Origin of the sequence: Pseudotabrizicola sp. L79 (assembly GCF_036553525.1) — a bacterium.
In the GTDB taxonomy this organism is placed as follows: Bacteria; Pseudomonadota; Alphaproteobacteria; order Rhodobacterales; family Rhodobacteraceae; genus Pseudotabrizicola.
The window spans coordinates 1-21,576 of sequence record NZ_JAZHDA010000052.1 but is presented as its reverse complement, the minus strand read 5'-3'; the positions used below and the strand labels follow the sequence as shown (position 1 = coordinate 21,576).

Here is a 21,576-nt window from a genome sequence, read left to right as displayed (position 1 = left end):
CGATGCCATGAAGACCAATCCCGGCCGCTTTTTTGAGGATTACCGCCTGGGCGAGACGATCACCCATGCGGTGCCACGCACGCTGTCGGGGGGCGAGAGGGCGCTGTATCACGCGCTGTATCCCGCGCGTCATGCCCTGTATTCGTCTGATAAATTCGCGCGGGCCTGTGGTCTGGCCGCCGCCCCACTGGATGATCTGATCGCCTTTCACACCGTCTTTGGCAAAACCGTGCCCGACATCAGCCTGAATGCCGTGGCAAACCTGGGCTATGCCGAGGGGCGGTGGCTGCAACCGGTGAATGCAGGCGATACGCTGCGGTCGGAAAGCACCGTGATCGGGTTGAAGGAAAACTCGAACGGCAAATCGGGTGTCGTCTATGTGCGCACCAAGGGCTTTAATCAGGATGACGAGCCGGTTCTGGAATATGTCCGTTGGGTGATGGTGCGCAAAGGCAATCTTGACGCGCCGGCCCCGTCGGCCGTGGTGCCGCAACTGGCCTCGGTCGTGGTGCCCGAGGCCCTGTCCATTCCCAAACGCCTGACCTTCAGCAATTATGATTTCACCTTGGCCGGAGAACCGCATCGCTGGGCCGATTATGCCGTGGGTGAGGTGATCGACCATGTTGATGGCGTCACCATCGAAGAGGCCGAGCATATGATGGCCACGCGGTTGTGGCAGAACACCGCAAAGGTGCATTTCGATGCGACCGTGCGCGACGATGGCAAGCGGCTGATCTATGGCGGGCATATCATCAGTCTGGCGCGGGCGCTGTCGTTCAATGGCCTGGCCAATGCGCAGATGATCGTCGCGCTGAACGGCGGGGCCCATGCCAACCCCTGCTTTGCCGGTGATACCGTTCGGGCCTGGTCCGAAGTGCTGGAAAAGGCCGAAACCGACCGCCCCGGCGTGGGGGCCATTCGGTTGCGTCTGGTGGCCACGCGCGGGCAGGCCGGGGCGCTGAAGGGCGCTGACGGGAAATACCTGCCCGAGGTTCTGCTGGATCTTGATTACTGGGCCTTGATGCCGCTTTGATAGCGGCAGGCGTGGATCATTCGGCGGGGTAAATGCGGTGCGGCATCTGATTCTTGGGGTTTGCCTTGCCGTTGCCCCGCCCGCCTGTGCCCAAGGCATTGCCGATCTGTCCCCGGGCGCGCGGGATTATGTCGAAGGCAATATTCTGGGCACGCTTTACCATGAGATGGGTCACGCCCTGATCGACCAGTTGGATCTGCCCGTTCTGGGGCAAGAGGAAGACGCGGCAGATATGCTGGCCGTGGTTCTGGCGCATGGTCTTTGGGAAGAGGACTATGCCCGGCGGGTGGCTGCGGCCACGGCCCTGTCGTTTCTGCTGTCATCGCAAGAGGGCAATGAGACCAGCTATTGGGATGTGCATGGCCCCGACGAGCAGCGCTATTACAACACCGTCTGCCTGTTTTACGGTGCCAATCCCGAGGGGCGGGCAGATTTTGCAGAACTGTTTGAACTGCCCGAGGATCGGGCCGCCCTGTGCCCGGAAGAATTCACGCTTGCCGATGAATCCTGGGGGGCGTTCCTTTATGAGATCGAGCTTGAGGAAGGCGCCGATCCTGCAACGGCGCTGACCGTTTCTGACGGTGGCGGCGATCCAGAAATCACGGTGTTGCTGCAAGATGAGATCACGGATCTGAACGCCATCTACGCGCTGCCAGAACCTGTGGTGGTGCACCATGAGCCATGTGGCGAGGTGAATGCCTTTTACTTCCCTGAAACCCGCTCGATTTCAATCTGCACCGAATATGTGGATTATCTGATCGAGCAGGCAATCGGCGCCGAACTGTGATCACACCCGGAAATTTCGTGATCACGAATGTCGGAATCTTTCGGGGTTAGCGCTAATTTGCAGCACCTGCGGCATTGCAGAGCGTGACAGGCGCAAAAAAAACGCTATTCAGAAAGGCATAATCGAAGCGCGCCCCGGGCCTGGAATGCCATCCGGGTCAAGCCAGCGACGAAGGGAACCGATATGGCAGACGTCAAGCGGGTCGAACGGCCTCTTTCTCCGCATTTGCAGATTTACCGTTGGCATGTGCCCATGCTGACCTCAATTCTGACGCGGATCACCGGAAACGCCCTGATCGTGGGTGTTATGTTGGCCGTGTGGTGGCTCTTGGCCGCCGCGACCTCACCCGAATATTTCGCCACGGCCAATGCGGTGGCCACCAGCTGGTTCGGGGATCTGGTCTTTACCGGCTCACTCTGGGCTGTGTGGTATCACTACCTCGCGGGTCTGCGGCACCTGTATTACGATGCCGGCAAGGGGCTTGATATCCCGACAGCAGAAAAGCTGGGGATGGCCTGCATCATCGGTTCGGTCGTTCTGACCGTGATCACACTTATTCTGGTTATGTGAGGCCCCCATGCGTTATCTGACTGATCGCAAGCGCGCCGTCGGCAAAGGCGCATCCGGCACTGGCACCGAACATCATTGGGCCATGACTGTGTCTTCTGTCGGGCTGGCCTTCATGGTGCCGGTCTGGCTGTATATCTTTGGCAACGCCCTTGGCCAATCACAAGAGCAGGTCGTGGCCACGTTCGGCCATCCGTTCCCGGCCATTCTGACGGCCCTGATCCTGGTGGTCGGCATGCGCCACTTTATCGGCGGCGCCACCATCATGATCGAAGATTACCTGCGTGGCTCGGCCAAAAAGGCTGCCATCATCGGGGTTACCTCTCTGGGCTGGATCCTTGCCGCGACAGGGCTGTTTGCCCTGGCCCGCATGGCCCTGTGATCCAGCGCGAAAAAGGACAAGAACATGAACGCCTATCCTTATGAAGTGCATGACTATGATGTGGTCGTGGTGGGGGCCGGTGGGGCCGGTCTGCGCGCGACCCTTGGCATGGCCGAACAGGGCCTGCGCACGGCCTGTGTAACCAAGGTTTTCCCGACCCGGTCGCATACGGTGGCCGCACAGGGCGGCATCGCGGCCAGCCTTGGCAACATGGGCCCCGACAGTTGGCAGTGGCACATGTATGACACCGTCAAGGGGTCAGACTGGCTGGGCGATACCGACGCCATGGAATATCTGGCCCGCGAAGCCCCCAAGGCCGTGTATGAGCTGGAGCATTATGGCGTGCCCTTTTCGCGCACCGAAGAGGGCAAGATCTATCAGCGCCCCTTTGGCGGCCACACCACCGAATTCGGCGAAGGCCCCCCGGTGCAGCGCACCTGTGCCGCGGCTGACCGCACCGGCCATGCGATCCTGCACACGCTGTATGGCCAGTCGCTGAAGAACAACGCCGAATTCTTTATCGAATATTTCGCGATTGATCTGATCATCACCGATGGCGTCTGCACGGGTGTTGTGGCGTGGAAGCTGGATGACGGCACGATCCATGTGTTCAACGCCAAGATGACGGTTCTGGCCACGGGCGGCTATGGCCGTGCCTATTTCAGCGCGACCAGCGCCCACACCTGCACCGGTGACGGTGGTGGCATGGTGGCGCGTGCGGGTCTGCCGCTGCAGGATATGGAATTCGTGCAGTTCCACCCGACGGGCATCTACGGCTCGGGCTGCCTGATCACCGAAGGGGCGCGTGGCGAAGGCGGATATCTGACCAATTCGAACGGCGAGCGGTTCATGGAGCGGTATGCGCCCCATTACAAAGACCTTGCGCCGCGCGATTATGTCAGCCGCTGCATGACGATGGAAATTCGCGAAGGCCGTGGCGTGGGCGATCAGGGCGATCACATCCACCTGCACCTGAACCACCTGCCCAAGGAAACGCTGGAACTGCGCCTGCCCGGCATTTCGGAATCGGCCCGCATCTTTGCCGGTGTCGATCTGACCAAAGAGCCGATCCCGGTTCTGCCGACAGTGCATTACAACATGGGCGGTATCCCGACGAACTACTTTGGCGAGGTGCTGAACCCGACCAAGGATAACCCCGATGCCATCTTTCCCGGTCTGATGGCCGTGGGTGAGGCAGGTTGTGCCTCGGTGCATGGGGCAAACCGTCTGGGCTCGAACAGTCTGATTGACCTTGTGGTGTTTGGCCGTGCGGCGGCCATTCGCGCCGGTCAGGTGGTGGATAAGAACGCCGCCGTGCCGGGCCTGAACAAGGCCGAGGTGGACAAGGCGCTGTCGCGCTTTGACGACACGCGGCACGCCAAAGGCGCGATCCCGACGGCAGATCTGCGGCTTGAGATGCAAAAGACCATGCAGGCCGATGCGGCCGTATTCCGCACCGACAAGACGCTGGCCGAGGGCGAAAAGAAGATGACCGCCATCGCCAGCAAAATGGGTGATCTGCATGTCACCGACCGCAGTCTGGTGTGGAACAGCGATCTGATGGAAACGCTGGAACTGGCCAACCTGATGCCGAATGCGCTTGCCACGATCTATGGCGCGAACGCCCGCAAGGAAAGCCGCGGTGCCCATGCGCATGAAGACTATGCCCAGCGGGATGATGCCAACTGGCGCAAACACACGCTGGCTTGGGTCGATGGCGACAAGGTGACGCTGGACTACCGCGCGGTGCATGTTGATCCGCTGACGGCCGAGGCCGAGGGTGGGATCAGCCTGAAGAAGATCGCCCCGGCGGAACGGAAGTTCTGATGAGGTCCTCGCCCGACATTTCTGCTGCACCGTTCGGGGCTTTTGCCCCGGATGGTTGGGCATATCTTGTCATGGCGACATTCAGCTTTGACCGCCCCCACAGAACCTGGCCCCTGCATCGAAAACTGGCAAAGCGTTGGTTGCGTGCGTCAGAGAAGGCGTATGATGTTTGCTTTCGGGGGCTACGGCTTCGATTGCTTCCATCGTCGAACGCCGGGGATGAGGGCATCGTTCTGAACGGGATTCACGGTGAGGAAGATGAGTTTGATCGTGTGATCGAACGCGTTGCCGAGTACGATAACTTTATCGATATTGGCGCGAACATCGGCCTGTATTCCATGCTGGCGGGTCGAATACTGCCCCCTGATCGGCCGATCATCGCCTTTGAACCAGCGCCGGATACTTTTGAGCGATTGAAGACGCATCTGGCCTTTAACGGGATGAGTGATCGCGTGACCGTCATAAATGCGGCGGTTGCAGAAGCGCCGGGTGAGTTGGCACTGTTTCGCCCCCCGCACAATCAGGGTGGGACGTCGGCCACAAAACGCTTTGATCATTGGCAAGAAATCAAGGTTTCCAAGGTCACGCTGGCAGATGCGCTGAATGACTTGGGCATTGACCATATCGGCATGCTGAAAATTGACATCGAAGGCTTTGAGGACAGTGCCTTACTCCCCTACTTTGATGTGATGCCACCCAAGGCCTGGCCGCGCTATATTCTGACCGAGGTTTGTCATCGGCGGTTTTGGAAGCGCGATCTGGTGGCTGAGTTGAGAGCTTTTGGGTATCGTGAGGTCTACTCAAACCAGCGCAACATCCATTTCGCATTGGATGAGGGGCGGGCATGAAGGTGCACTTCGGTCTTGTTGTGACGGTATTGCTGCTGGCGGGGTGCTCGCCACAGGATATGGCTGACACTGTTGGCCGCCGGGCGGCGGCAACCGTTGTGTTGCCGGTGATGCAGCGTGACATGACAGGCGCACAGGCGCAGCGGGCCACGGATTGCGTGATCCGACACGCCACTGCCGCCGAGGTGCAAGCCCTGTCGCGCGATGTGGCCGTGGTTGCTGGCACGCTGACCGAGGCGAACATCCGGGCCATTGCGGTGCGCCCGGAAACGCAGGCCTGCTTTGCCGCCAGTGCCGTGATGTGGAGGGGGTAGGATGCGCCAGTTTGTCTTTGCCGCCCCGCTTGCGCTGCTGGCCTGTGGCCCCATCCCTGTCGAACAGGCCGAGCGTCAGTGCCTTGAAAGGGCGCGTCTGGCCCAGCAACCGCGCGGCGAGATCGGGGTGGGCGTCGATTCCACGGGCAAGGCCCGTGGCAACCTTGAGGTCACGGTGACCTCGGATTTTATCATGGGTCGTGATCCTTCGGCTGTTTACGACCTTTGCGTGCAACAGAAATCAGGGCAGGCGCCGACCCGCCCGCTTTACTCGTTCCCGGAATGGAAGGGATAAACCATGGTCCAGTTCACACTTCCCAAGAATTCGACGGTTCGCACCGGCAAGACCTGGCCAAAGCCAGAAGGTGCCAAGAACGTGCGCAAGTTCCAGATCTATCGCTGGAACCCGGATGACGGCAAGAACCCACAGGTCGATACCTATTTTGTCGATATGGACAAATGCGGCCCGATGGTTCTGGACGCGCTGATCAAGATCAAGAGCGAGATCGACCCGACACTGACCTTCCGCCGGTCCTGCCGCGAAGGGATTTGCGGTTCCTGCGCGATGAACATCGACGGGCGCAACACCCTTGCCTGTATCTATGGGCTGGATGAGGTGAAGGGCGATGTGAAGATCTATCCGTTGCCTCATATGCCGGTGATCAAGGATCTGATCCCCGACCTGACCCATTTCTACGCCCAGCACGCCAGCATCATGCCTTGGCTGGAAACCAAGACCAATCGCCCGGCCAAGGAATGGCGCCAGTCGATCGAAGATCGCAAAAAGCTGGATGGTCTGTATGAATGTGTGATGTGCGCCTCTTGCAGCACATCGTGCCCGTCTTATTGGTGGAATGGCGACAAATACCTTGGCCCCGCCGCTTTGCTGCATGCCTATCGCTGGATCATCGACAGCCGGGATGAGGCCACGGGCGAGCGTCTGGATCAGTTGGAAGACCCGTTCAAACTGTATCGCTGCCACACGATCATGAACTGCGCCAAGACCTGCCCCAAGGGACTGAACCCAGCGCAGGCCATTGCCGAGATCAAGAAGATGATGGTCAGCCGCGTCGTCTGACGCCATGTTGCCCGAAAGCCTGTGGCTCGCCTTGGTTCTGGCCGCAGCCGCAGGCTTTGCCATTCCCTTGGGTGGGCTTTTGGCCCTTTTGATCGGCGCCGATGCCCGGTCAAAAGACACCGGCCAAGGGCCGAACTGTTCCACGCGATCGTCGCCTTTGGTGGCGGGGCTTTGTTGTCGGCGGTTTGTCTGGTGCTGGTGCCCGAAGGCATTGCGCATGTGCCGCCCGCTGCGGCCCTGTTCTGGCTGGGGGCAGGAGGCGTGGCCTTCATGTTCGCGGACCGAGCGCTGAAGTCGCACGGCGGTGGAGCGGCGCAGCTGATGGCCATGCTGCTGGATTTCGTTCCCGAGGCGATGGCCTTGGGGGCCATTCTGGCCTCAGACCGCACGCGGGCCATGCTGTTGGCGCTGCTGATCGCGCTGCAAAACCTGCCCGAAGGCTTTAACGCCTATCGCGAGGTTCTGGCCGCCCATAAAATCCGGCCCTGGCGTCTGCTGGCGCTTTTTGCTGCCCTTGCCTGTATCGGCCCGGCGTCGGCGGCTTTTGGGTTGCTTTATCTGGAAAGCCACGCTGCAATCCTGGGCGCGCTGATGCTGTTTTCCGGTGGGGGCATTCTGTATCTGATGTTTCAGGATATCGCCCCACAGGCGGTTCTGGAACGGCATTGGGTGCCGCCCCTGGGGGCCGTGGCGGGGTTCATGCTGGGCCTTGCGGGTTACCTTTACCTGCCCTGACGCCCCTGACGCCCCTGCCGCCGCTGTGCATCCCCGCGCGAGACTTGCGCGCCCCTGCGGGTGTGATCGCAGGCCCCGGTCGCCTATGGTGATGGGCACGGGAATTGGAGGGCGCGATGGGGCTGCTGGTCAACGGCGAATGGCACGACACCTGGTATGAGACCGACAAGTCGGGCGGCGCCTTTGTGCGCACCGATGCGGCCTTTCGCAACTGGGTGACTGCCGATGGCGCGGCTGGCCCTTCGGGCCAAGGCGGGTTTCGCGCCGAAAGCGGGCGTTATCACCTTTATGTCTCTTACGCCTGCCCATGGGCGCATCGCACGCTGATCTTCCGTGCGCTCAAGGGCTTGCAGGATCATATTGACGTTTCGGTCGTGCATCCCGACATGCTGTCCGATGGCTGGACCTTTGCCACGGATTTCCCCGGCACCACGGGCGACCGTCAGTTCGGCCTGCCCTTTCTGCGCGATATCTATACGCGCGCCATGCCCGATGTCTCGGGTCGGGTGACGGTGCCGATCCTGTGGGACAAGCAAACGAACACCATCGTGTCGAACGAGTCGAGCGAGATCATTCGCATGTTCAACTCTGCCTTCGACGGGCTGACGGGCGATCTGCAGGATTTCGTGCCGCAGGCCCTGCGCCCCGCGATGGCCGAGGTCAACAGCCGGATCTATGCCACGGTGAACAACGGTGTGTATCGGGCCGGGTTCGCCACCAGCCAATCCGCCTATGATGAGGCCGTGGCCGCACTGTTTGACACGCTTGACTGGCTGGAGGACCGTCTGTCGCGGCAGCGCTATCTGATGGGCACGCAGATCACCGAGGCGGATTGGCGGCTGTTTCCCACGCTGATCCGGTTTGATCCGGTCTATCACGGCCATTTCAAGTGCAACCGCCGCCGCATCGTCGATTACCCGCATCTTTGGGCCTATACGCGCGAGCTTTATCAATGGCCCAAAGTGGCCGCGACGGTGCATGTCGATCATTTCATGCGCCATTACCATTTCAGCCATCAGACGATAAACCCGCATCGGATTGTGCCGGTGGGGCCCGAGATCGACTATCTTGCCCCCCATGGCCGCGACCATTTGGGGGAATGAACCATGCCGCTGCTGGTGGCCTTGCTGCTGATCTTTGTCTTTGCCTATTTGTATTGGCAAAGGCGGACATCGACGCTGACCCGGATTTGCGCTTGGCGGCAGGAAAGGGCGGCAGGGCAATGGCGGTGCGCGGCCTGTGGGGCGGTCAGCCCGGGTGCGGCTGCGCCGAAAGACTGTCTGCGGCGGGATTGACCAGACCCGACAGGGCAGGGATGGTGGGCGCAGAGGTGACCCCATGAAGCCAGACCATCCCACCCATCCCGCACCGCTTGATGCTGCCGACCGCAAGGCCGTTGCACCGGTGATCTGCTATCCCGTCAACAGCCTGCCTGCCCCCGACCTTGCCCCCTATCGCGCGGCGCGCGAGGGCTGGCAGATGATTGCCGAAGTGCTGGTGCCCGCCCGTGAGGCCCGGTGTTTCGATGTGCCCGCGGGCTGCTTTTTTCGCATCACCAGCATCGATGGCCCACAGGTGGGAGATCTGAACCTGTGGAATGCCGTTGATCTGGGCGAAAGGTTCTTTTCCGGCAAAACCCGCGCGTTGCACGGCACCCATCTCAGCGCGGGGGATCGGATGTGGTCAAACCTGCCCTATCTGCGTCCGATGGCCACGATCACCGAAGATACGCTGGATTGGTATGGGTTTGATGGCTTTGGCGGGGCGGTGCATGATGTGATCGGCACGCGCTGCGACCCCTATACCCACAACCTGCTTAGCCATGGTGGCCAGTATCACCATTGCTGCCATTCCAACCTGACCCGCGCCTTGGCCGATGCGACGGGCCTGCCGCTGCATCAGGCGGAACTGCATGTGCATGATGTGCTGAATGTGTTCATGTGCACCGGCTTTACCCGCGATGCCGGCCAGTATTTCATGAAGGCAAGCCCGGTGCGCCCCGGGGATTATCTGGAATTCTTTGCCGAGATCGGCCTGTTGGGGGCCCTGTCGGCCTGTCCGGGCGGCGATTGTTCGGCGCAGCATTCGTCGGATCAGGCGCAATGCCATCCGCTGATGGTGCAGGTGTTTCGCCCTGCGGCGCCGCCACCGGGATGGGCGCCGTCAATAGCCAATGGATATGACCGCAGCCACGGACGCTAGGGGGGCTGTCTGCCCCCCACGGCCTTCGGCCTCCCCCCGAGGATATTTTTGAACAGATGAAGGGGGTTAGCTGTAGCGTTCAACCGAGGCGGCCATATCATCGTTGTAGCGGTCGCCATAGGCCCAGCCGATGGGCAGCACCTGTTCGATCGCGGCCAGATCGGCTGTTGTCAGCCGGATTTCGGCGGCCTTGGCCCAGGCCCGCAGATGCGTGGCGCTGCGGGTGCCGGGGATCGGGATCAGGTGCGGCCCCTGATGCAGGCACCAGGCTATGGCAAGGGCCGCCGGATTATGGCCCAAGTCGGCGGCCAGGCTGCGATAGGACAGTAGCCGTTCCCGGTTCAGCGGCCAGTTTTCGGCTGAAAAGCGCGGGATCTGACTGCGGAACGGGCCAATATCATGCAGATCGGGGTCCAGCATCGGGTCGCCCAAGGCACCACGGGCCAGCGGCGAGAAGGGCACGAAGGCCACATCCAGTTCGGCGCAGGCTTGCAGCAGCCCCAGTTCGGGCGCGCGTGTCCACAGGCTGTATTCGTTTTGCACGGCGGCAACCGGATGCACAGCATGCGCCCGACGCAGGGTATAGGGTGCGATTTCCGACAGGCCATAGCCGCCGATCTTACCCTCGCGGATCAGTTCGGCCATGGTTTCTGCCACCTCTTCGATGGGGCGCCCGGCTTCGTGGCGGTGCATGTAAAACAGGTCCACCCGCTCAACACCCAGCCGTTTTAGGGAACCCTCAAGTTCAGCGCGCAAATGGGCGCGCGAATTGTCGATGCGGCGATCTGGCCCCGCAACGATGCTGGCCTTGGTGGCAATCACCGGGCGATGCGGGCGGCTGGCCAGCCATGCGCCAATCACCTGTTCCGACAGGCCGTTGCCATAGATATTCGCGACATCCAGAAAGTTGATGCCACACTCCCATGCGGCATCAAGGCAGCGCAGGCTGTCGTCACGGGTTGTGGGGCCAAACAGGCCGCCGAAGGAAAGGCATCCAAGCCCGATGGCCGAGACAAGGGGGCCGCCCGCCCCAAGTTGACGTTTCTGCATGGGCTGTCCTGTGCTGTTTCAGACAAGGAAGCCCATGCAGGCGATGGGGTCAAGTCAGGCGGTCACGAAGTGCAGACCGGTGAACCTGCCCCGCAGGTCTTTGGTGCGCGCGGCCACCGTTTCCGGCGCGTTCGAGCGCAAAGCCTCGGCGATCAGGGCGGCGAGGGCGGGGGCATCGGCGGGGGTGACGCCGCGCCGCACCAGTTCTGGTGTGCCGATGCGCAGGCCGTTCAGATCGCCCGCCACCTCGGCGATCGGCAGGCCGATGCCGCAGGCCAGAAAGCCTGCCCTGCGCAAGGTTTTCGAGGCCGCTTGCCCCCCGCCGAAGCCCGCTGCCTGAACGGCAAACTGATGCGACTGCGTCATGCCGCGATCTGCACCAAACACGGGCAATCCAAGGGCGGCCAGTTCTGCGGCCAGTGCCTGAGACAGGGCGATCATCCCTTGCGCATAGGCGGCACCATGGTCGCGCCAATCCAGCAGGGAAATGGCAAGGGCGGCTGATTTGGCCGCATCGAAATTCGCAGTCATGCCGGGAAAGGCGATATGATCCAAGGCCTTGGCGATGTCTGCGTCATTCGTGACAATCAGGCCACCGGCAGGCCCGCCCAGCGATTTATAGGTGCTCATCGTCATCAGATGCGCGCCTTGGGTTAGCGGATTGGCCCAAGCCCCACCGGCGATGATGCCGCATTGATGGGCGGCGTCGAACAGCACCTTGGCGCCGACCTCATCGGCGATGGCGCGGATTTCGGGCACGGGGTGCGGAAACAGGTTCAGCGACCCGCCGATGGTGATGATCTTGGGCCGCACCTTTTGGGCCAGGCTGCGCAGGCCCTCCAGGTCAATCGTATAGCCATCGACATTCACCGGGGCCGAATGGGTGACAAGGCCGTAAAGACCCGCACAGCCAGCGGCGTGGTGGGTGACATGGCCCCCAACGGCGGGTGGGGGGGCAATGATCGCATCGCCCGGTTTTGCCAGCGCCATAAAGCCGTAAAGATTGGCCAACGCGCCCGAGCCGACGCGGATTTCAGCATATTTCGCGCCGAAAATCTCGCAGGCCAGTTCGGCGGCGATGACCTCGATTTCCTCGATCGCCTCTAGCCCCATTTCGTATTTGTCGCCCGGATAGCCCAGGCTGGGGCGGCTGCCCAAACCGCGAGACAGCGCCGCCTCGGCGCGGGGGTTCATCACGTTGGTGGCCGGGTTCAGGTTGAAACACTCTTGATCATGGATCGCAAGGTTCTGCTGAATAAGCGTTTCAATCCGGGCGTTTACAGCGGATGACGGGGCATTGGCGCGGGCGGCAAGGGTTTGGATATAGGCTTCGGTCGGAACCCAGGGGCGGGCGGTGGAATGGGGCATGGTGATCTCCTTTTGGGGCAGAATGCCCAACTGTGGGCTTGCCAGCAAATGAGATTTCCGAAATTCTAGGGTTAGAAAAATTGAGGCATTTATGGCTGTATCCCCTCCTCGTCCCCATGATCTGCCTCTGAACGCCCTGCGCGCCTTTGAGGCTGCGGCGCGGTTGGGGGGATTTGCGGCGGCGGCGGCAGAATTGGGGGTGACGCCGGGGGCGGTGACGGCGCAGGTCAAGGGGCTGGAGGCGGCCCTTGGCGCGGCGCTGTTTCAGCGTGGGGCCAAGGGGGTGGTGCTGACCCCTTTGGGCGCAAGGGTGCTGCCCGAGATGATGGCGGCCTTTGATGCGCTTGCGGCGGCGTCGCGGCGATTGCGCGATGAGGCCGCGCCGCAAACGGTGCATATCGCCACTTTGCCCGCCATTGCCCAGCTTTGGCTATCACCCAAATTGCCGGGCCTGCGGGCCCTGGCGCCCGAGATTTCAGTTTCCATCACCGCGATGGAAGGCCCGCCCAACCTGAAACGCGCGCCGTTCGATCTGTGCCTGTTCTATGCCGAAGGCCCCGGCGAACCCATTGAACAGGATGAGATTTTTCCGGTTTGTGCGCCCGAGGTGGCGGCGCGGTTGCAGGGGATTGACGACTTGGGGCGGGTGGCCTGTCTGTCGGATGCGACATGGGATCAGGATTGGCGTCTGTGGCTGGCCCATGCGGTGCCGGAAGTGCTTGTGGTGCCGCGGGGGCCGGTGTTTTCGCTGTATGGCCTTGCGGTCGAGGAGGCGGTGAATGGTGCGGGGGTGCTGATGGGCCATCGCGCCTTGGTGGCGCGGCATCTGGAGGAGGGGCGTCTGGTCGCCCCCTTTGCCACGCGGCTGACCCTGCCGCGCGGGCTTTTTCTGTGGTCTGACAAAGGGTTACGCCCCACATCGGCGGCGGGGCGGGTCGCGCGCTGGCTTCAGTCAAAGGCGGCGTGAAGGGCGATTTCGACCATATCGGCAAAGCTTTGTTCACGCTGATCTGACGGCAGGGCCTCGCCTGTCAGGATGTGGTCTGACACGGTCAGAACAGCCAGGGCGCGGCGTTGATAGCGGGCGGCGAGGGTGTAGAGTTCGGCCGTTTCCATCTCGATCGCGAGGCAGCCATGCCGTTGTAATTGCTTGGAAATATCGTCACGTTCATCATAAAACGTGTCCGAGGTCAAAATCCCGCCGACATGGGCCTTGCCCTGTGCTGCGGTGTGAGCCTTTGAAAGCAGGGTGAAATCGGCGACGGGGGCGAAATTTGCCTCGCGGAAGATCGTGCTGGAGGGGCCAGATATGGTGCTGGCGGCCTGGGCCAGCACAATATCGCGTAGCTTCACATGGTCTTGCAAGGCCCCACAAGAGCCGATGCGGATCAGGGTTTGTGCACCGTAGTCGCGGATCAACTCATTGGCATAGATCGACATCGAGGGTTGGCCCATGCCGGTGCCGTGGATGGTGACGGGGTGGCCCTGCCAAGTGCCTGTAAAACCAAGCATTCCGCGCGTTTCATTGACCAGTTCTGCCCCATCCAGAAACCGCTGGGCCGCCCAGCGGGCACGGTAGGGATCGCCCGGCAAAAGCACGGTTTCGGCGATTTGGCCGGGTTTTGCGCCGATGTGAAAGGTCATGTTCCGCCCTGTCAGATGCTGTCTGCCTTGGGTACACCCCCTGTGCACCCCCTGTACAGACAAAATCCGGGGGCAATGCGGAGGGCGACTCGGGCGTCAGGCGGCGGCCCAATGGGCGGTGAAACGGGCCGTGTTGGGGCAAAAGGCGGCGTCGCGCGGGTTGGCCAAAGCGCCCTTGGACAGCACCAGCGCACAGGCGGCGCGGTCGGGGCAGGCGGCGCAGGTTTCGACCATATCAAGCCAATCGGACCGGTTTTGTTTCAGCCCACCTTCGGACAGGCCAAAAACCCGCCCCATGGCCAGCACCCTGTCGGGTGCATCGGCGGGCATGCGCAGAAAATGCAGCACCGTGTCGCGGGTCATGCCCAGATCAGCCAGGTCGGCGGCGCTGAGCGCCTCGACCGCTTTTTCCTGACGCCTGCGGCTGATCAGGGCCTTGATGGCGTGCAGCATGATCGTCTCCTTGTCCCGCATCTTTGCTTTGGGGCAAGGCTAGGCGCGCCGGGGGCGGCGCGCCTTGATCTGGCGCAAGATCCGGGGCGCGTTACTCGGCCGCGAGGGGGGCGGTATCGACCAGCGTGACGATATCCATCATGATGCGGTTCAGCTCAAAATCCTTGGGCGTATAGACGGCCGCCACCCCCATGGCGCGCAGGGCCACGGCATCGTCTTCGGGGATGATGCCGCCGACGACCACCGGAATATGCGACAGCCCGGCGTCGCGCATCCGTTGCAGCGTTTCTTCGATCAGGGGAATATGGCTGCCCGACAGGATCGACAGGCCGACGACATGCGCCTGTTGATCGGCGGCGGCGCTGACGATTTCTTCGGGCGTCAGGCGGATGCCTTCGTAATGAATATCCATGCCGCAATCGCGGGCGCGGGCGGCGATTTGTTCGGCGCCGTTGGAATGGCCATCGAGCCCCGGTTTGCCGACAAGGAACTTGAGTTGCCGCCCCAGCTTGGCCGACACGGTGGACACGGCCTCGCGGATCGGTTCCAGCCCTTCGGTGCGGTTGCTGGGGTTGCGGGAAACGCCGGTGGGGGCGCGGTATTCGCCAAAGGCGCGGCGGATAACGGCGGCCCATTCGCCCGTGGTGGCCCCGGCACGGGCACAGGCGATTGAGGCCGGCATGACGTTTTCGCCAGAGGTGCAGGCGGCGGCCAGTTGGTCGAGTGCGGCCTTGACGGCGGTGGCATCCCGGCTGGCGCGCCATGCGGTCAGGCGGGCGATCTGGTCGGCCTCGGCTTCGGGATCGCAGGTCATGATCGCGCCTTCGCCTGTGGTCAGGGGCGAGGGTTCGGTGGTGGTAAAGCGGTTGACGCCGACGACGGTGGTTTCTTTTGACTCGATCCGGGCGATGCGTTCGGCATTCGCCTCGACCAGACGGCCTTTCATATAGTCGATGGCGGCCACGGCGCCGCCCATGGCGTCGATGGTGGCCAGTTCATCGCGCGCGCCTTGCTTGAGCGCCTCGACCTTGCGGTCGATGGCGGGGTTGCCGTCGAACAGGTCGTCATATTCCAGCAGATCGGTTTCATAGGCCAGGATCTGCTGCATGCGCAGCGACCATTGCTGATCCCAGGGGCGGGGCAGGCCCAATGCCTCATTCCAGGCGGGAAGCTGCACGGCGCGGGCGCGGGCTTTTTTCGAGAGCGTCACGGCCAGCATTTCGATCAGGATGCGATAGACGTTGTTTTCGGGTTGCTGTTCGGTCAGGCCCAGGCTGTTGACCTGCACGCCATAGCGGAAGCGGCGGTATTTCGGATCGGTCACGCCAAAGCGGGTTTCGCAGATTTCATCCCACAGATCGACAAAGGCGCGCATCTTGCACAGTTCGGTGACAAAGCGGATGCCGGCATTCACGAAGAAAGAGATGCGGCCGACCATTTCGGGGAAATGTTCGGGTGCGACCTTGGTTTTCAGATCGTCCAGCACGGCCACGCCCGTGGCCAGAGCAAAGGCCAGTTCCTGTTCCGGCGTCGCCCCTGCCTCTTGCAGGTGGTAAGAGCAGACGTTCATCGGGTTCCATCTCGGCAGATGCTGGCGGGTATAGGCCGCGACATCGGTGATCATCCGCAGGCTGGGTTTCGGCGGGCAGATATAGGTGCCGCGCGACAGATATTCCTTGATCAGGTCGTTTTGCACGGTGCCGTTCAGTTTTGCGACGTCAGCACCCTGTTCTTCGGCCACGGCGATATAGAGCGCCAGCAGCCAGGGGGCGGTGGCGTTGATCGTCATGGATGTGTTCATCTGTTCCAGCGGGATCTGGTCGAACAGTGCGCGCATGTCGCCCAGATGGGCCACTGGCACGCCCACCTTGCCGACCTCGCCCTTGGCGCGCGGATCGTCGCTGTCATAGCCGGTCTGGGTGGGCAAGTCGAAGGCGACCGACAGGCCGGTCTGCCCCTTGGACAGGTTGGTGCGGTAAAGCGCGTTCGAGGCCGAGGCCGTGGAATGGCCCGCATAGGTGCGGAACAGCCAGGGTTTGTCTTGGGTCATGGAAACCTCCGAGTCGATGGCGCGCAATTTTGTTTCGTCAGGGCACAGATAAGGGAAAGAATCTGGCGATGTCAATTCGCCGCGATGCGGCATTTGTTGCGATGCGGCGAAAAGGGGGCGGTTTTTCGCTTTGGGCGAAGAGCATTGTGTGGGGGGCGGGATCGGCTAGGCTGCGGATATGTTCAGCACTGTAGAGATTCCGGTCTGGTTGTTGGTGGTTGCCGGGGTTCTGGCGGCCATCGCGGCGTTAGAGCGGATCATCGGCCCCGGCCTGCGCTGGTTGATGCGCGGGCGGGTCGAGCGGGTGGTGGCGCGGGTCAATGCGCGGCTGGACCGCAAGATCGAGCCTTTCAAGCTGATGAGCCGCCGGGATTGGGTGGTGCGGTTGCTGTATGATCCGGCGGTGCTGGAGGCGGTGGCGGACCATGCGGCCGAAACGGGCGTGCCGGGCGAGGTGGCGCTGGAAAAGGCGCGGGCCTATGCGCGCGAGATCGTGCCGGGGTTTTCGGCGCTGATCTATTTCGGCTTTGCCACGCGGGCGGCGCGGTGGCTGTCGGCGGTGTTCTTTCGCGTGCGGGTGGGCAAGGTGGCGGGGGAACTGGCGGCGGTGGCCCCGGATGCCAGCGTTGTCTTTGTGATGAACCACCGCAGCAACATGGATTATGTGCTGGTGACCTGGTTGGTGGCGGGGCGGACGGCGATTTCCTATGCGGTGGGGGAATGGGCGCGGGTCTGGCCGCTGAGCGCGCTGATCCGGGCGATGGGGGCCTATTTCATTCGGCGCGGCAACCATGATGCGCTCTATCGCCGGGTCTTGGCGCGCTATGTGCAGATGGCGACGGAAAAGGGCACGGTGCAGGCGGTGTTTCCCGAAGGTGGCCTGTCGTTGGATGGGCGGGTGGGGCCGGCCAAACTGGGGTTGCTGTCCTATCTTTGGGCGGGGTGGCGGCCCGAGGGGCGCGATATCGTGTTCATTCCGGTGGGGCTGGCCTATGACCGCGTGCTGGAGGACGCTTTGCTGGTAAAGGCCGGGCGCAGCGGCACGCGGCGGTTTCGTCCGCGCCTTGGCCGGGTGCTGTGGGAGGCACTTCGGGTGGCCATCAAGCGGGCGGGGGGGCGCAAGTTTCTGTTTGGCACTGCGGCGGCCAGTTTCGGCGCGCCGATGTCGCTGCGCGACTGGCGCGCGGCGGGGGGCGATCTGGACGGGTTCGCCACGCGCCTGATGGCCGAGGTTGAGGCGGTGGTGCCGATGCTGCCCGTGCCCTTGATGGCGGCCAGCCTGACCGAAGGCATCGCGCTGGCGGATCTGGTGGCGCGGTTGCGGGCCGCAGGTGCGGTCTTGCGCCTGCCACCCGGGGGGCTGGCGCAGGCCGAGGCCGAGGGGATGGCGATGCTGCGGCTGCGTGGTCTGGTGGATGCTACGGGCGCCATCGTGCCTGACCGGCTGGATTTGCTGGCATTTTACGCCGCACCCGTGCGGCAAAGGCTGGGGCTTGCTGCAAGATAGCGCCATTTGCTGCGGCGCCGCAGACATAAAATTACAAAAAAGACTTTCATACTATTGCAAAGTTGCGCGGCGGGTCATATCCAAAGGCGTATAGCCCCGCCGATTCTGCGGCGCGGCAAAGGAAACCCGGATGGAGGCCCCCATGGCTCTGGACACGCAAAGCGCTATCGTCGCCTACGACGCGCCCAAGAAGGACCTTTATGAACTGGGCGAAATGCCGCCCCTGGGCCATGTGCCCAAGCAGATGTACGCCTGGTCGATCCGGCGCGAACGGCATGGCGCCCCGGAAGATGCGATGCAGCAAGAGGTGGTCGATACCTGGACCATCGACAGCCATGAAGTGCTGGTGCTGGTGATGGCGGCGGGCGTGAATTATAACGGGGTCTGGGCCGGTCTGGGCGTTCCGATTTCGCCCTTTGACGGCCACAAGCAGCCCTATCACATTGCCGGTTCGGATGCGTCGGGCATCGTCTGGGCGGTGGGTGACAAGGTCAAGCGCTGGAAAGTGGGCGACGAGGTTGTAATCCATTGCAATCAGGATGATGGCGATGATGAGGAGTGCAACGGCGGCGATCCGATGTTCAGCCCCACCCAGCGGATCTGGGGCTATGAAACGCATGACGGTTCGTTCGCGCAGTTCACCCGGGTGCAGGCGCAACAGTTGATGCCGCGCCCCAAGCATCTGACCTGGGAAGAAAGCGCCTGCTATACGCTGACCCTTGCCACCGCTTACCGGATGTTGTTCGGCCATGAACCGCATGATCTGAAGCCGGGCCAGAATGTGCTGGTCTGGGGCGCCTCGGGCGGCCTTGGGTCGTATGCGATCCAGCTGGCCAATACGGCCGGGGCCAATGCGATCGGCGTGATCAGCGACGAAAGCAAGCGGGATTTCGTCATGTCGATGGGCGCCAAGGGCGTGATCAACCGCAATGACTTTAAGTGCTGGGGGCAACTGCCCACGGTGAACAGCCAGGAATATAACGACTGGCTGAAAGAAGCGCGCAAGTTCGGAAAGGCGATCTGGGACATCACCGGCAAGGGTGTGAATGTCGATATGGTGTTCGAACACCCCGGCGAGGCGACCTTTCCGGTATCGACCCTGGTGGTGAAAAAGGGCGGCATGGTGGTGATCTGTGCGGGCACCAGCGGCTTTAACTGCACCTTTGACGTGCGCTATATGTGGATGCACCAAAAGCGTTTGCAGGGCAGCCACTTTGCCCATCTGAAGCAAGCCGCCGCCGCCAACAAGCTGATGTGTGAGCGCCGTCTTGATCCGTGCATGTCGGAAGTCTTCCCTTGGGCGGATATTCCCAAGGCGCATACCAAGATGTGGAAAAACCAGCACAAGCCCGGAAATATGGCGGTTCTGGTGCAGGCCCCGCGCACGGGTTTGCGCACCTTTGAAGACACGCTGGAGGCCAGCAAGCAGCGCTGATCGCTGGCTAAACCGACCACAAGCCGCCGGCGGGGCCCCCTGCCGGCGGCTTTTTGCTGACCGGTCTTTTTGGGCCCATGAACAACATAAGATTGCAAATCATTGGCTTAAACTCTCCTATAGGATGAGGCCAGCGGATTGGTCTGAGTGGTGCTGGGCGGATATGTGTCACGACTGGATCTTTGAGGTGCTGGAGGATCTGCGATCTTACGCCGTGCAGAACTGCCTTCCGGCGACCGCCGCCATGGCAGATGAGGCGCTGCGCGTGGCGCGGGCCGAAGTGGCGCAAGAGGATGCGGGGATCGGGGCCGCGGGCCGGGCGCCAAAGGGGCGGCCGAATTAGGCGCGGCGCCTTGGCTTTGGCTCTGGCAGGCCCTTGGGCTTGGCCTTATGGTGCCGGGCATGACCGGCACGCAGATTTCCCTTACGCTTTCAGATGATCAGGCGCAGGCCCATGACAATGTGGCCCAGATGCTGCGCGTGGCGGGCATTGATATCGACGATGGCGCGCTGTTGCCGCCCGCCGAGGGCAAGACCCAGGTTCTGGCGGTGATGGGCAAGGCCGGATCGGGCAAGACCATGCTGCTGGGGCAGTTGACCAAGGCGCTGATCGCGGCTGGGGTTGAGGTGATCTCGGGCGATTATGAGGGCCGCAAGCGCAAGGACCGACGGACCCTGGCGGTGCTGGCACCGACCAACAAGGCGGCCAGCGTGTTGCGGATGCGCGGGGTGCCGGCGACGACCATTCACCGCATTCTTTATACGCCGGTCTATGATCCGCAATATGAACGGATTGCCGAATGGCTGGCCGGGGGCGGCACGCGCCCCGAGGTGGAGGGGCTGGCCGAGGGGGCGCTGGACCGGGCGTTCGCGTTCTTTCAGCAGGTGGCCTCGGTGCCCGGGGCCCTGGCGGCGGCGGGTCTGCGCGGATCGGATTTCATCAAGGGCTGGAAGCGCCGCGAAGAGCCGCTGGATGTGGGGTTCATTGACGAATCCTCGATGCTGGATGAACGCCAGTTCGACGATCTGCGCGAAATCTTTCCGACGCTGGTGCTGTTTGGCGATCCGGCACAGTTGGCCCCGGTGGGACAATCGGGCAGCATGGTGTTTGACCGGTTGCCCGAGGCGCGCCGGTTGATGCTGAGCCGGATTCACCGGCAGGCCGAGGATAACCCGATTCTGGATCTGGCCCATGCCCTGGCCGACCCCGATCTGGGGTTTGAGGATTTCGAGCGCATGGTCGAAGCGGCGGCGCGGCGCGATGACCGGGTGGTCTGGGCCGAGCGGGTGGATGCGGATCTGATGGCGCGCTCGCCCTGTCTGGTGTGGCGCAATGCGACGCGGATCCGGCTGATCACGGCCTTTCGTGCCGCGCATGGGGCGCCGGAAGATCAGTTGCTGCCCGGAGAGCCGCTGATCTGCGACGGGATCGAACTGCCGCTGAAGCACCGCAAGAAGCGGATTGATCTGGAGGCGCGGGGGCTGATCAAAGGCGCGCAGGTGATCTATCTGGGCCCCGGCAACCGTGAGGGCTTTGCCAAGCTGCATGTGGTGGGGGCGGAAGACCCGCAGGTGAGTGCGGCCAGCATCATCAAGATCGAACGCCCGGACGAGGAAGAGCCGTTCATCCCAAGTGCGGCGCGGATGGGGGCGGCCTTTCTGCATGGGGCGGCGGTGACGATCCACAAGGCGCAGGGCAGCCAGTGGGAAGAGGTGCAGGTCTTTGCCCCCGATCTGTTTGCCGCCGCGCAGGCCGGGCGCAATGAGGCCGGGGTGCCGCTGTGGAAGCGGCTGGCCTATGTGGCGATCACGCGGGCGGAAAAGCGGCTGTTCTGGGTGGTGCGCAACCGGCTGGCGCGGCCAAAGGGGGATCTGAGCGTGGCCGATCTGCGGCCTGCGACGGTGCCGCTGGTGATGCAGGCCGAGGCCGAGTGATCAAATTCCTTGAAAAGGAATTTGCAAATCTCTTGCAAGAGATTTGCCGCGTGCCGTTCCCGCTTTTCGTTTCCGGTTCAAGCGACTAGGCTTGGCGCAATGATCAGGAGGCCCCGATGCGCTGCGTATTCGTTCAGTTCCGCTGCACCCCCGGCAAGACCTATGAGGTGGCCAATGCCATCTGGGACCGGGAGATCGTGTCAGAGATGTATTCGACCAGTGGTGAATATGATCTCATCGCCAAGGTTTACATCCCCGAGGATGAGGATGTGGGGCATTATCTGTCGTCAAAGCTGTTTGACATTCCCGGCATCAGCCGGACGCTGACCACCATGACCTTCAAGGCCTTTTGACGCCGGGC

At 62.4% G+C, this 21,576-nt stretch carries 23 protein-coding genes; 18 read left to right on the top strand and 5 right to left on the bottom strand.

What is annotated here, in order from left to right; genetic code table 11:
* The first annotated feature begins 7 nt into the window (after positions 1-7).
* From V3C85_RS13235 to V3C85_RS13180, 12 genes are all read left to right on the top strand, one after another.
* Positions 8-1,033, top strand: coding sequence for a MaoC family dehydratase (locus V3C85_RS13235; protein ID WP_331795598.1), 1,026 nt, complete (start codon positions 8-10; stop codon positions 1,031-1,033).
* Positions 1,034-1,070: 37 nt separating this feature from the next.
* Complete coding sequence (locus tag V3C85_RS13230) at positions 1,071-1,820, top strand: DUF4344 domain-containing metallopeptidase (protein ID WP_331795597.1); 750 nt, start codon at positions 1,071-1,073, stop codon at positions 1,818-1,820.
* A 183-nt stretch (positions 1,821-2,003) separates the two neighbouring features.
* Positions 2,004-2,390, top strand: a complete 387-nt coding sequence (gene sdhC, locus V3C85_RS13225; protein WP_331795596.1) for a succinate dehydrogenase, cytochrome b556 subunit — start codon at positions 2,004-2,006, stop codon at positions 2,388-2,390.
* Positions 2,391-2,397: 7 nt separating this feature from the next.
* Positions 2,398-2,769 (top strand): succinate dehydrogenase, hydrophobic membrane anchor protein, encoded by a 372-nt coding sequence (locus V3C85_RS13220; RefSeq protein WP_331795595.1) that lies wholly within the window; start codon positions 2,398-2,400, stop codon positions 2,767-2,769.
* 24 nt (positions 2,770-2,793) lie between these two features.
* Positions 2,794-4,596 (top strand): succinate dehydrogenase flavoprotein subunit, encoded by a 1,803-nt coding sequence (gene sdhA / locus V3C85_RS13215; protein ID WP_331795594.1) that lies wholly within the window; start codon positions 2,794-2,796, stop codon positions 4,594-4,596.
* Positions 4,596-5,444, top strand: a complete 849-nt coding sequence (locus tag V3C85_RS13210) for an FkbM family methyltransferase (RefSeq protein WP_331795593.1) — start codon at positions 4,596-4,598, stop codon at positions 5,442-5,444. The genes sdhA and V3C85_RS13210 overlap by 1 nt, the downstream gene beginning before the upstream one ends.
* Positions 5,441-5,758 carry a hypothetical protein gene (locus tag V3C85_RS13205; RefSeq protein ID WP_331795592.1) on the top strand — a complete coding sequence of 106 codons (318 nt, stop codon included), beginning with the start codon at positions 5,441-5,443 and terminating at the stop codon, positions 5,756-5,758. Before V3C85_RS13210 ends, V3C85_RS13205 begins: the two co-directional genes overlap by 4 nt.
* A gap of 1 nt (position 5,759) precedes the next feature.
* The gene (locus V3C85_RS13200) at positions 5,760-6,053 is read left to right on the top strand and encodes a hypothetical protein (protein WP_331795591.1); all 294 of its coding nucleotides are present in this window, start codon (positions 5,760-5,762) and stop codon (positions 6,051-6,053) included.
* Positions 6,054-6,056: 3 nt separating this feature from the next.
* On the top strand, positions 6,057-6,836 hold the full coding sequence (locus V3C85_RS13195; protein WP_331795590.1) for a succinate dehydrogenase iron-sulfur subunit: 780 nt from the start codon (positions 6,057-6,059) through the stop codon (positions 6,834-6,836).
* Between the two features lie 174 nt (positions 6,837-7,010).
* Positions 7,011-7,571, top strand: a complete 561-nt coding sequence (locus tag V3C85_RS13190) for a ZIP family metal transporter (RefSeq protein WP_331795589.1) — start codon at positions 7,011-7,013, stop codon at positions 7,569-7,571.
* 116 nt (positions 7,572-7,687) lie between these two features.
* The gene (locus tag V3C85_RS13185) at positions 7,688-8,674 is read left to right on the top strand and encodes a glutathione S-transferase family protein (protein ID WP_331795588.1); all 987 of its coding nucleotides are present in this window, start codon (positions 7,688-7,690) and stop codon (positions 8,672-8,674) included.
* 235 nt (positions 8,675-8,909) lie between these two features.
* Positions 8,910-9,773, top strand: a complete 864-nt coding sequence (locus V3C85_RS13180; RefSeq protein ID WP_331795587.1) for an urea carboxylase-associated family protein — start codon at positions 8,910-8,912, stop codon at positions 9,771-9,773.
* Positions 9,774-9,839: 66 nt separating this feature from the next.
* Here V3C85_RS13180 and V3C85_RS13175 read toward each other — a convergent pair whose 3' ends face one another.
* Positions 9,840-10,823 carry an aldo/keto reductase gene (locus V3C85_RS13175; RefSeq protein WP_331795586.1) on the bottom strand — a complete coding sequence of 328 codons (984 nt, stop codon included), beginning with the start codon at positions 10,821-10,823 and terminating at the stop codon, positions 9,840-9,842.
* A 54-nt stretch (positions 10,824-10,877) separates the two neighbouring features.
* Positions 10,878-12,191 (bottom strand): serine hydroxymethyltransferase, encoded by a 1,314-nt coding sequence (gene glyA / locus V3C85_RS13170; protein WP_331795585.1) that lies wholly within the window; start codon positions 12,189-12,191, stop codon positions 10,878-10,880.
* Between the two features lie 91 nt (positions 12,192-12,282).
* Here glyA and V3C85_RS13165 point away from each other — a divergent pair, with 91 nt between their 5' ends.
* Positions 12,283-13,158 carry a LysR family transcriptional regulator gene (locus V3C85_RS13165; RefSeq protein WP_331795584.1) on the top strand — a complete coding sequence of 292 codons (876 nt, stop codon included), beginning with the start codon at positions 12,283-12,285 and terminating at the stop codon, positions 13,156-13,158.
* On the opposite strand, the gene deoD is transcribed toward V3C85_RS13165, so the two are convergent.
* The 3 genes from deoD to V3C85_RS13150 all read right to left on the bottom strand — a co-directional run bounded on the left by deoD (position 13,140) and on the right by V3C85_RS13150 (position 16,431).
* Positions 13,140-13,835: a purine-nucleoside phosphorylase gene (gene deoD / locus V3C85_RS13160; protein ID WP_331795583.1), complete on the bottom strand. Its 696-nt coding sequence runs from the start codon at positions 13,833-13,835 to the stop codon at positions 13,140-13,142. The two genes, V3C85_RS13165 and deoD, sit on opposite strands and share 19 nt — an antisense overlap.
* A gap of 96 nt (positions 13,836-13,931) precedes the next feature.
* Entirely contained in the window at positions 13,932-14,309 is a 378-nt protein-coding gene (locus V3C85_RS13155; RefSeq protein WP_331795582.1) for a DUF6455 family protein, read from the bottom strand.
* 70 nt (positions 14,310-14,379) lie between these two features.
* Positions 14,380-16,431 (bottom strand): protein meaA, encoded by a 2,052-nt coding sequence (locus V3C85_RS13150; protein ID WP_331795581.1) that lies wholly within the window; start codon positions 16,429-16,431, stop codon positions 14,380-14,382.
* An 85-nt stretch (positions 16,432-16,516) separates the two neighbouring features.
* On the opposite strand from V3C85_RS13150, the gene V3C85_RS13145 reads away from it, so the two are divergent.
* From V3C85_RS13145 to V3C85_RS13125, 5 genes are all read left to right on the top strand, one after another.
* Entirely contained in the window at positions 16,517-17,845 is a 1,329-nt protein-coding gene (locus V3C85_RS13145; protein WP_331795580.1) for a 1-acyl-sn-glycerol-3-phosphate acyltransferase, read from the top strand.
* A 142-nt stretch (positions 17,846-17,987) separates the two neighbouring features.
* Positions 17,988-19,280: a crotonyl-CoA carboxylase/reductase gene (ccrA, locus tag V3C85_RS13140; protein WP_331795579.1), complete on the top strand. Its 1,293-nt coding sequence runs from the start codon at positions 17,988-17,990 to the stop codon at positions 19,278-19,280.
* Between the two features lie 124 nt (positions 19,281-19,404).
* The gene (locus V3C85_RS13135; protein ID WP_331795578.1) at positions 19,405-19,623 is read left to right on the top strand and encodes a hypothetical protein; all 219 of its coding nucleotides are present in this window, start codon (positions 19,405-19,407) and stop codon (positions 19,621-19,623) included.
* Between the two features lie 59 nt (positions 19,624-19,682).
* Complete coding sequence (locus V3C85_RS13130) at positions 19,683-21,215, top strand: ATP-dependent DNA helicase (RefSeq protein ID WP_331795577.1); 1,533 nt, start codon at positions 19,683-19,685, stop codon at positions 21,213-21,215.
* A 116-nt stretch (positions 21,216-21,331) separates the two neighbouring features.
* Positions 21,332-21,568 carry an Lrp/AsnC ligand binding domain-containing protein gene (locus V3C85_RS13125; protein WP_331795576.1) on the top strand — a complete coding sequence of 79 codons (237 nt, stop codon included), beginning with the start codon at positions 21,332-21,334 and terminating at the stop codon, positions 21,566-21,568.
* The last annotated feature ends 8 nt before the right edge of the window (positions 21,569-21,576 follow it).

What these genes read in the sequence shown, in the direction of transcription:
- sdhA (WP_331795594.1), top strand. Translation starts at nt 2,794, where the DNA reads ATGAACGCCTATCCTTATGAAGTGCATGACTATGATGTGGTCGTGGTG.
- V3C85_RS13175 (WP_331795586.1), bottom strand. Translation starts at nt 10,823, where the DNA reads ATGCAGAAACGTCAACTTGGGGCGGGCGGCCCCCTTGTCTCGGCCATC.
- V3C85_RS13130 (WP_331795577.1), top strand. Translation starts at nt 19,683, where the DNA reads ATGACCGGCACGCAGATTTCCCTTACGCTTTCAGATGATCAGGCGCAG.
- V3C85_RS13200 (WP_331795591.1), top strand. Translation starts at nt 5,760, where the DNA reads ATGCGCCAGTTTGTCTTTGCCGCCCCGCTTGCGCTGCTGGCCTGTGGC.
- glyA (WP_331795585.1), bottom strand. Translation starts at nt 12,191, where the DNA reads ATGCCCCATTCCACCGCCCGCCCCTGGGTTCCGACCGAAGCCTATATC.
- V3C85_RS13155 (WP_331795582.1), bottom strand. Translation starts at nt 14,309, where the DNA reads ATGCGGGACAAGGAGACGATCATGCTGCACGCCATCAAGGCCCTGATC.
- deoD (WP_331795583.1), bottom strand. Translation starts at nt 13,835, where the DNA reads ATGACCTTTCACATCGGCGCAAAACCCGGCCAAATCGCCGAAACCGTG.
- V3C85_RS13165 (WP_331795584.1), top strand. Translation starts at nt 12,283, where the DNA reads ATGGCTGTATCCCCTCCTCGTCCCCATGATCTGCCTCTGAACGCCCTG.
- V3C85_RS13135 (WP_331795578.1), top strand. Translation starts at nt 19,405, where the DNA reads ATGAGGCCAGCGGATTGGTCTGAGTGGTGCTGGGCGGATATGTGTCAC.
- V3C85_RS13235 (WP_331795598.1), top strand. Translation starts at nt 8, where the DNA reads ATGAAGACCAATCCCGGCCGCTTTTTTGAGGATTACCGCCTGGGCGAG.
- V3C85_RS13210 (WP_331795593.1), top strand. Translation starts at nt 4,596, where the DNA reads ATGAGGTCCTCGCCCGACATTTCTGCTGCACCGTTCGGGGCTTTTGCC.
- sdhC (WP_331795596.1), top strand. Translation starts at nt 2,004, where the DNA reads ATGGCAGACGTCAAGCGGGTCGAACGGCCTCTTTCTCCGCATTTGCAG.
- V3C85_RS13205 (WP_331795592.1), top strand. Translation starts at nt 5,441, where the DNA reads ATGAAGGTGCACTTCGGTCTTGTTGTGACGGTATTGCTGCTGGCGGGG.
- V3C85_RS13195 (WP_331795590.1), top strand. Translation starts at nt 6,057, where the DNA reads ATGGTCCAGTTCACACTTCCCAAGAATTCGACGGTTCGCACCGGCAAG.
- V3C85_RS13150 (WP_331795581.1), bottom strand. Translation starts at nt 16,431, where the DNA reads ATGCCGCATCGCGGCGAATTGACATCGCCAGATTCTTTCCCTTATCTG.
- V3C85_RS13180 (WP_331795587.1), top strand. Translation starts at nt 8,910, where the DNA reads ATGAAGCCAGACCATCCCACCCATCCCGCACCGCTTGATGCTGCCGAC.
- V3C85_RS13220 (WP_331795595.1), top strand. Translation starts at nt 2,398, where the DNA reads ATGCGTTATCTGACTGATCGCAAGCGCGCCGTCGGCAAAGGCGCATCC.
- V3C85_RS13185 (WP_331795588.1), top strand. Translation starts at nt 7,688, where the DNA reads ATGGGGCTGCTGGTCAACGGCGAATGGCACGACACCTGGTATGAGACC.
- V3C85_RS13125 (WP_331795576.1), top strand. Translation starts at nt 21,332, where the DNA reads ATGCGCTGCGTATTCGTTCAGTTCCGCTGCACCCCCGGCAAGACCTAT.
- ccrA (WP_331795579.1), top strand. Translation starts at nt 17,988, where the DNA reads ATGGCTCTGGACACGCAAAGCGCTATCGTCGCCTACGACGCGCCCAAG.
- V3C85_RS13145 (WP_331795580.1), top strand. Translation starts at nt 16,517, where the DNA reads ATGTTCAGCACTGTAGAGATTCCGGTCTGGTTGTTGGTGGTTGCCGGG.